The following is a 7,246-nucleotide window of genomic DNA, read 5'->3' as shown; positions in this document are numbered from 1 at the left end:
ACCTTGTAGATCGGGTCGTAGCTGCGCACGAGCTCGTCGGTGAGCATGAGGTGGTGTGGAGTGACCTCTGCGGTGACGTTGATGCCGCGGCTCTTGGCCCACCTGAGGATCTCGACCGATCCGCGGGTGGACACGTGGCACACGTGCAGCCGCGACCCGACGTGCTCGGCGAGCAGCACGTCACGGGCGACGATCGCCTCCTCGGCGACGGCCGGCCATCCGGTGAGTCCGAGCTCACCCGAGAGGGGGCCCTCGTTCATCTGCGCGTTTTCGGTGAGTCTCGGTTCCTGCGCGTGCTGCGCGATGACCCCGTCGAACGCCTTGACATACTCCAGCGCGCGTCGCATCAGGACGGCGTCGGAGACGCAGATGCCGTCGTCGGAGAACACCCGGACGCCGGCAGCGGAGTCGGCCATGGCGCCGAGCTCGGCCAGCCGCTCTCCCGCCAGGCCGACCGTGACGGCACCGACCGGCTGCACGTCGCAGTAGCCACCCTCACGGCCCAATCGCCAGACCTGCTCGACGACGCCGGCGGTGTCCGCCACCGGATCGGTGTTGGCCATCGCATGAACACAGGTGAACCCGCCGCGAGCGGCTGCCCGCGAGCCGGTGAGCACCGTCTCGGCGTCCTCACGTCCGGGCTCGCGCAGGTGGGTGTGCAGGTCGACGAGTCCGGGCAGCGCGACGAGGTCACTCGCGTCGATCTCGGTGGCATCTGCCGGTGCGTCGACGTCGGTGCCGATCGTCGCGAATTCGCCGTCCTCGATGACGAGGTCGACGACCTCCTCACCGAGCAGTCGGGCCCGGCGGATGACGGTTGCGGTCATGCGTTCTCCTCGTCGGTGGTGTCGTCGATGGCCCCGTGCTCTGCGGCGCCGCCGAGCAGGAGGTAGAGCACCGCCATGCGGACGGCGACGCCGTTCGTGACCTGTTCGACGATGACCGAGCGGTCGTGGTCGGCCACGTCGGCGCTGATCTCCATGCCGCGGTTCATCGGGCCCGGGTGCATGACGATGGCGTGCTCGGGCAACCGGTTCATGCGTGCGGTGTCGAGTCCGTAGCGCCGGCTGTACTCACGCGTCGTCGGGAAGAACGCCGCGTTCATGCGCTCTCGTTGCACGCGCAGCATCATCACGGCGTCGGACTTCTCCATCGCGGCGTCGAGGTCATAGGAGGTCTCGACCGGCCAGTGCTCGACCCCCACGGGAAGAAGGGTCGGAGGGGCGACCAGCGTGACGTGCGCCCCCAGGGTGTCGAGCAGGAGTGCGTTCGAGCGCGCCACCCGGCTGTGCAGGACGTCACCGACGATCGTCACGTTGCGACCCTCGATCTCGCCGAGGTGCCGCCGCATCGTGAAGGCGTCGAGCAGCGCCTGCGTCGGGTGCTCGTGCGTGCCGTCGCCGGCGTTGATGACAGCGCCCTGCGTCCACTTCGCGTGGGCCAGGCGGTGCGGGGCCCCGGAATTGTGGTGCCGCACGACCACGGCGTCGGCCCCCATGGCCTGAAGCGTCAGCGCGGTGTCCTTGAGGCTCTCGCCCTTGGAGACGCTCGACCCCTTGGCCGAGAAGTTGATGACGTCCGCCGAGAGCCGCTTGGCCGCGGCTTCGAAAGAGATGCGCGTCCGGGTGGAGTCCTCGAAGAAGAGGTTCACGACGGTGCGACCGCGCAGGGTGGGCAGCTTCTTGATCGGCCGGCTGGCGACCGACAGCAGCTCCTCGGCGGTGTCGAGGATCCGCACCGCGTCCGTACGGTCGAGGTCGCCGGCGCTCAGCAGGTGAGTGAAGCTCATGCAGCGCCTCCTGTCCGGATGGAGACGCCGTCGGCGTCGTCGCTCTCGGTGAGCGTGACCTTGACCTTCTCGGCCAGCGACGTCGGCAGGTTCTTGCCGACGAAGTCCGCGCGGATCGGCAGCTCTCGGTGACCCCGGTCGACCAGGACGGCCAGCTGCACCCCGCGCGGCCGACCGAGCTCGTTCAGGGCGTCCAGGGCGGCGCGGATGGTGCGGCCCGAGTAGAGCACATCGTCGATGAGCACCACGATCTTGTCGTCGATGTCGTCGGGGATGTCGGTGTGCTCGAGCGAGCGAGCCGGCTTGAGCCGCAGGTCGTCGCGGTACATCGTGACGTCGAGCGCGCCGGCTTTGATCTCGTGGCCCTCGACCTCACCCATCCTGCGGGCGATGCGGCGGGCCAGGTGCACACCGCGAGTGGGGATGCCGAGCAGCAGGACGTCGGTGGAGCCGCGGTTGCGCTCGAGGATCTCGTGGGTGATGCGGGTGAGTGCCCGGGCGATGTCGTTCTCGTCGAGAACGGTGCGCCCGTCAGAGTGGGACACGTCAGGGTGCTTGTCAGACTGGGGCGCGTTGGCGGACGCAACCATGCTGACCTCCTTCTCCGCCTCACGGGACGGCCGTTAAAGGATGTCGGGTCGTTCCGGGCCAGACTACCAGCGCCGGAGGAACGCACTCCCGCGCCTCGCGGCCGCAGACGCGGCTTCGACAATCGAGTCCACCCACGCCGAAACGTGCCTACGCTTGTTCTGTGATCGACCGGCAACGAGTCATCGAGGCGTGGTCGTCGCCTCGGCGACGAGTGATGCTGCTCGTCGCCCTGATCGCGGCGCTCGCCGTGGTGGCGACGGTGATCGTCCTGCAACGGTCGTCCGAGCCGACACCCGTCGCCCGGCCGGCCGCGGCGAGCCCGACGCCGACGGCCACGCCGACTCCGACGCCGAGCTCGGGACGATGCGCCAACCCTCCCGAGGAACCATTCGTGCCGACCCGGGTCACCGTCCCCGGCGTGATCCGCAAGGCCAAGGTGCTCGCACTGCCTCGCGACTCTCGTGACGTGCCGTCCGTGCCTCCGGTGTCGGGGGCCGGCAGACAGCAGATCGCCTGGGACCGTCCGCCCGGGATCAAGCCCGGCTCACCGAAGGGCAATGTGCTGATCAACGCGCACACCTGGCCGGACGGGTCCGCACTCGGCAACGAGTTCCTCAAGCGCCTCGAGAAGGGCGACCGGATCATCCTCCACGGTGATGGCGCCACCTTGTGCTACGAGGTCGACAAGCGCATCGAGGTCCTCGCGGCGGACGGGTATGTGCCCTACTACGACCGTGAGGGTCCCCCGCAGGTCGCGCTGCTCGTGTGCTCGGGCCAGCGCCTCGGCCCGGGCGAGTGGACGCACCGCACCATCTGGTTCGCCAAGCCCGTGTAGAGCTACTCGGTCGTCGCCTTGGTCTGGACGATCGCGCTCAGCAGGCCGTTGACGAAGCCCGGTGACTCGTCGGTGGAGAGGTCGCGGGCGAGCTCGACCGCCTCGCTGATGGCCACCGCGTCGGGGACGTCGTCGACGCTGAGGATCTCGTAGGTGGCGATCCGCAGCAGGTTCCGGTCGACGCCCGGCATACGGTCGAGGGTCCAGCCACGCGCGTGCTCGGCCAGCATCACGTCGATCCGTTCCTGATCGGCGACGACGCCCTCGACCAGCCGGACGGTGTACTCGTTGACCGGCGGGTCGTTCAGCTGGATGCGCCCGGCGAGCGAGCCGCCGGGGCCGAGACCCTGGAGCTCGGACTCGAAGAGGATGTCGAGAGCGCGCTTGCGGGACTTGGTGCGTGCGGACATCAGCCGGAGACGCGGCCGAGATAGCTGCCGTCGCGGGTGTCGACCTTGACCTTCTCGCCGGCGGTGATGAACAGCGGTACCTGGATCTCCTTGCCGGTCTCCAGCCGCGCGGGCTTGGTGCCTCCGCTGGACCGGTCGCCCTGCAGGCCCGGCTCGGTGTACTCGACCGCGAGCTCGACCGAGACCGGCAGCTCGATGTAGAGCGGCTGGCCGTCGTTGACCGCGACCATCGCCTCGCCGTTGTCGAGCAGGTAGTCCTTCGCCTCGCCCACCACGTCATCGGCGATGGTCACCTGGTCGTAGGTGGCGGAGTCCATGAAGACGTAGCCATTTCCATCGTGAAACAGGTAGTGCATGTCGCGCTTGTCGACCTGCGCGATGTCGACCTTGACGTCGGCGTTGAACGTGCGGTCGACGACCTTGCCCGTCATCACGCTCTTGAGCTTCGTGCGCATGACGGCGCCGCCCTTGCCCGGCTTGTGGTGCTGGAACCACTGCACGGCCCACAGCTGGCCGTCGAGGTTCAGCACCATGCCGTTCTTCAGGTCGTTCGTCGTTGCCATCAGCCAAGCTCCACAAGGTCTTTGGTCGCGGTCGTCAGCACGGTCGGATCACCGTGTTCGACGACGAGGGTGTCTTCGATCCGCACTCCCCCGCGCCCTGGCAGGTAGATGCCCGGCTCCATCGTGAGGGGGGTGCGCGCAAGAAGTGTACCGGTGTTCTCCTTCCGGATGAACGGGTCCTCGTGGATCATCAGCCCCACACCGTGCCCGATGCCGGTCGTGAACGCCTCCAGATAACCGGCCTCGTCGAGTACGTCGCGCGGGATCGTGTCGGCGTCGGCGACCGGCTTTCCGGCGACCAGCGCGTCGACGCCGGCCTGCTGCGCATCGCGTACGGCGGCGTGGATCTCGCGCTGCCAGTCGGCCGGCGGCCCGAGCACCATCGTGCGGGTGCAGTCGGCGTGGTAGCCGTCGTACCGGGCACCGAAGTCGATCTTCAGCAGGTCACCACCCTCGAGCCGGCGGTCGCCCGGGCTGTGATGCGGGATCGCGGCGTTCGGCCCGGAGGCGACGATCGTGTCGAAGCCGACCGCCTCAGCGCCGTGCTCGAACATCCGCCACTCGAGGTCACGCGCGATCTCCCGCTCGGTACGCCCTGCGAACGGCCCGTCGAGGAGGCCGGCGAGTGCCTGGGTGGAGATCTCGCAGGCACGCGCGAGTGCGGTGATCTCCACGTCGTCCTTGACGACCCGCAGTTCCTCGACCGCCCGCCGCAGCGACGACGCGGAGAAGGCACGCTCCCCCATCAGGCCGACCACGGTCTCGTACTCATCCACCGACAAGGCATGCGTCTCCACCCCGATGCGTGCATCGCCGGGAAGCTCCGCATGGGTGAGCAGCGTGCCGAACAGGTCGCGGTCGGTGTGCCGGTCCACGTCCGGGCACTCGGCGGTCGCCTGGTCGCGGTAGCGACCGTCCGAGACGAACGTGGCGACGGCGGCGGCGGTGACGAGCACCGCGCCGTTCGACCCGGTGAAGCCGGTCAGATAGCGGAGGTTGACCAGGTCACTGATCAGCGCTGCATCCAGTTCGCGCTGCTGCAGGTTCTCGGCCAGCCGGGATCGTCGGTCGGCGTGTACGTCCGGCATGCGCGTCCTATCGGGAGATCTCGGCGTACGCGGCGGTGAGCAGCGCAGGGTCGGGAGCGGCCAGGATCGACGGCGCCGCGAGCCCGTTGAGAACGACGAACCGGAGCTGGTCACCACGGGTCTTCTTGTCCAGCCGCATCGCGTCGAGCAGCTCGGTCCACACCCCGGGCTTGTACGTCGTCGGCAGGCCCATCAGTGACAGCACCGAGCGGTGCCGGTCGACCAGGGCACCGTCGATGCGTCCGGTCAGCCCCGCGAGCTGCGCGGCGAAGCACATCCCGATCGCGACCGCCGCGCCGTGCCGGAACGAGTACCGCTCGACCCGCTCGACGGCATGCCCCAGCGTGTGCCCGTAGTTGAGCATCTCTCGTCCGATGCCGTCGTCTGCGGACTCCCGCAGGTCGCCGGCGACGACGTCCGCCTTCACCCGTACGGCACGCTCGATCAGCTCCGGCAGCGTCGCGCCGCCCGGGTCGAGGGCCGAGCGCGGGTCGGCCTCGATCAGGTCGAGGATCCGCGGGTCGGCGATGAAGCCACACTTGATGACCTCGGCGAGACCGCTACGCAGCTCGTTGTCGGGCAGCGTCGTGAGGACCGTCGTGTCGCACAGCACGCCGCCCGGCTCGTAGAAGGCCCCGACGAGGTTCTTGCCGTCGTCGGTGTTGATCCCGGTCTTGCCGCCGACCGCTGCGTCCACCATGCCGAGTAGGGTGGTCGGAACGGTGATGAACGAGACACCGCGCAGCCACGTCGCGGCGACGAACCCGGCGAGGTCCGTCGTCGAACCGCCGCCGAGACCGACGACGACGTCGCTGCGGGTGAAGCCCGACCGTCCGAGGACCGACCAGCAGAACTCCGCGACCTCGGAGGTCTTCGCGGCCTCGCCGTCCGGCACCTCGATGCAATGCGCGTCGAGTGCGTCGCTCATCAGCCGCGTGCGTACCGACTCCGCCGGCTGTGCGAGCGTCGTCGGATGGATGATCGCGATCCGGCGTACCTGGCTGCCGAGCAGAGCGGGGAGCTCCTCGAGCACGCCGTCGCCGATCGAGACGTCGTACGGTCGCTCCGAGTCGACCCGGAGGCGCTGTGCGCTTGCGGTCATGCCTGCTCTCCCTCCCGCTCGAGCCATCGAACGATCTCATCGGCAACGCCGCCCGGTGTGAGGTCGTCCGTCGCGACGACGTACGCGGCCACGTCGAGGTAGATCGCGCGGCGCTCCTCCATCAGGGCCTTCATCTGCGAGCGTACGTTCCCGAGCAACAGCGGTCGTGCCGTGTTGAGGCCGACCCGGCGGGTGGCGACGGACAGGCCGACGTCGAGGAACACGACACGTTCGCCGCGCAGCGCCGCTCGCGTGTCCTCGTGAAGCACCGAACCGCCGCCGAGGGCAAGGACACCGTCGTGCTCTGTCAGGCCGGCACGCACGGCCGTGGACTCCACATCGCGGAAGTACGCCTCGCCGTGGTCGACGAACATGTCCGCGATGCTCATGCCGTGCGCGGCCTCGACGTCGGCGTCGGTGTCACGGACGTCGACGCCGAGCCGGTTCGCCAGCTTGTTCGCAACGGTGGTCTTGCCTGCGCCGGGCGGCCCGACCAGGATCACGCGTGGACTCACCGTGCCTCCCCACCGTGAGCATGACGTTTCTGCGCCGACACGCCGGCGTGTCGCGCGCAAACGTCATGCTCACGGGGGAGGGGGAGTGCCGACGTGATCGTCGGCATCGGTATCGACGTCGTCGAGATCGAGCGCTTCAGCGAGACGCTGCGGCGTTCGCCGGCCGTCGCCGAGCGGCTGTTCGTACCGGCCGAGGCGGGCCTGGTCGCCGGCTCGCTCGCCGGCCGGTTCGCCGCCAAGGAGGCACTGGCGAAGGCGCTCGGCGCTCCGGCCGGTCTGCACTGGGTGGACGTCGAGACGTACGTCGAGGACAGCGGCCAGCCGAGGCTGGCGATGCGCGGGACCGTGCTCGC

The 7,246-nt window shown here is 69.2% G+C and carries 10 protein-coding genes; 2 read left to right on the top strand and 8 right to left on the bottom strand.

What is annotated here, in order from left to right; genetic code table 11:
* The 3 genes from ACRDPN_RS12815 to pyrR all read right to left on the bottom strand — a co-directional run.
* The coding region (locus tag ACRDPN_RS12815; RefSeq protein WP_431448548.1) for a dihydroorotase at positions 1–827 on the bottom strand (827 nt) is incomplete at its 3' end.
* Positions 824–1,789, bottom strand: coding sequence for an aspartate carbamoyltransferase catalytic subunit (locus ACRDPN_RS12810; RefSeq protein WP_431448545.1), 966 nt, complete (start codon positions 1,787–1,789; stop codon positions 824–826). The genes ACRDPN_RS12810 and ACRDPN_RS12815, both read right to left, overlap by 4 nt.
* A complete protein-coding gene (gene pyrR / locus ACRDPN_RS12805) occupies positions 1,786–2,379 on the bottom strand; it encodes a bifunctional pyr operon transcriptional regulator/uracil phosphoribosyltransferase PyrR (protein WP_431448542.1) in 594 nt (197 codons plus the stop codon). Before pyrR ends, ACRDPN_RS12810 begins: the two co-directional genes overlap by 4 nt.
* A gap of 161 nt (positions 2,380–2,540) precedes the next feature.
* Here pyrR and ACRDPN_RS12800 point away from each other — a divergent pair, with 161 nt between their 5' ends.
* Positions 2,541–3,215, top strand: coding sequence for a class F sortase (locus tag ACRDPN_RS12800; RefSeq protein WP_431448539.1), 675 nt, complete (start codon positions 2,541–2,543; stop codon positions 3,213–3,215).
* Between the two features lie 2 nt (positions 3,216–3,217).
* Here ACRDPN_RS12800 and nusB read toward each other — a convergent pair whose 3' ends face one another.
* The 5 genes from nusB to ACRDPN_RS12775 are packed head-to-tail and all read right to left on the bottom strand — an operon-like array spanning position 3,218 to position 6,893.
* Positions 3,218–3,625, bottom strand: a complete 408-nt coding sequence (nusB, locus tag ACRDPN_RS12795) for a transcription antitermination factor NusB (RefSeq protein WP_431448536.1) — start codon at positions 3,623–3,625, stop codon at positions 3,218–3,220.
* Entirely contained in the window at positions 3,625–4,191 is a 567-nt protein-coding gene (gene efp / locus ACRDPN_RS12790; RefSeq protein WP_431448551.1) for an elongation factor P, read from the bottom strand. The genes nusB and efp overlap by 1 nt, the downstream gene beginning before the upstream one ends.
* Entirely contained in the window at positions 4,188–5,276 is a 1,089-nt protein-coding gene (locus ACRDPN_RS12785) for a M24 family metallopeptidase (RefSeq protein ID WP_431448534.1), read from the bottom strand. The genes efp and ACRDPN_RS12785 overlap by 4 nt, the downstream gene beginning before the upstream one ends.
* Positions 5,277–5,283: 7 nt before the next feature.
* Complete coding sequence (gene aroB, locus ACRDPN_RS12780) at positions 5,284–6,378, bottom strand: 3-dehydroquinate synthase (RefSeq protein ID WP_431448531.1); 1,095 nt, start codon at positions 6,376–6,378, stop codon at positions 5,284–5,286.
* Positions 6,375–6,893, bottom strand: a complete 519-nt coding sequence (locus ACRDPN_RS12775) for a shikimate kinase (protein WP_431448528.1) — start codon at positions 6,891–6,893, stop codon at positions 6,375–6,377. Before ACRDPN_RS12775 ends, aroB begins: the two co-directional genes overlap by 4 nt.
* Positions 6,894–6,986: 93 nt before the next feature.
* On the opposite strand from ACRDPN_RS12775, the gene ACRDPN_RS12770 reads away from it, so the two are divergent.
* On the top strand, positions 6,987–7,246 hold a 260-nt coding region (locus ACRDPN_RS12770; RefSeq protein WP_431448525.1), incomplete at its 3' end, for a holo-ACP synthase.

Origin of the sequence: Aeromicrobium sp. (assembly GCF_050700635.1) — a bacterium.
GTDB lineage: Bacteria > Actinomycetota > Actinomycetes > Propionibacteriales > Nocardioidaceae > Aeromicrobium.
The sequence above is the reverse complement of the archived record's forward strand: the minus strand, read 5'-3'. Positions and strand labels throughout refer to the sequence as shown.

What these genes read in the sequence shown, in the direction of transcription:
- ACRDPN_RS12810 (WP_431448545.1), bottom strand. Translation starts at nt 1,789, where the DNA reads ATGAGCTTCACTCACCTGCTGAGCGCCGGCGACCTCGACCGTACGGAC.
- nusB (WP_431448536.1), bottom strand. Translation starts at nt 3,625, where the DNA reads ATGTCCGCACGCACCAAGTCCCGCAAGCGCGCTCTCGACATCCTCTTC.
- ACRDPN_RS12785 (WP_431448534.1), bottom strand. Translation starts at nt 5,276, where the DNA reads ATGCCGGACGTACACGCCGACCGACGATCCCGGCTGGCCGAGAACCTG.
- aroB (WP_431448531.1), bottom strand. Translation starts at nt 6,378, where the DNA reads ATGACCGCAAGCGCACAGCGCCTCCGGGTCGACTCGGAGCGACCGTAC.
- pyrR (WP_431448542.1), bottom strand. Translation starts at nt 2,379, where the DNA reads ATGGTTGCGTCCGCCAACGCGCCCCAGTCTGACAAGCACCCTGACGTG.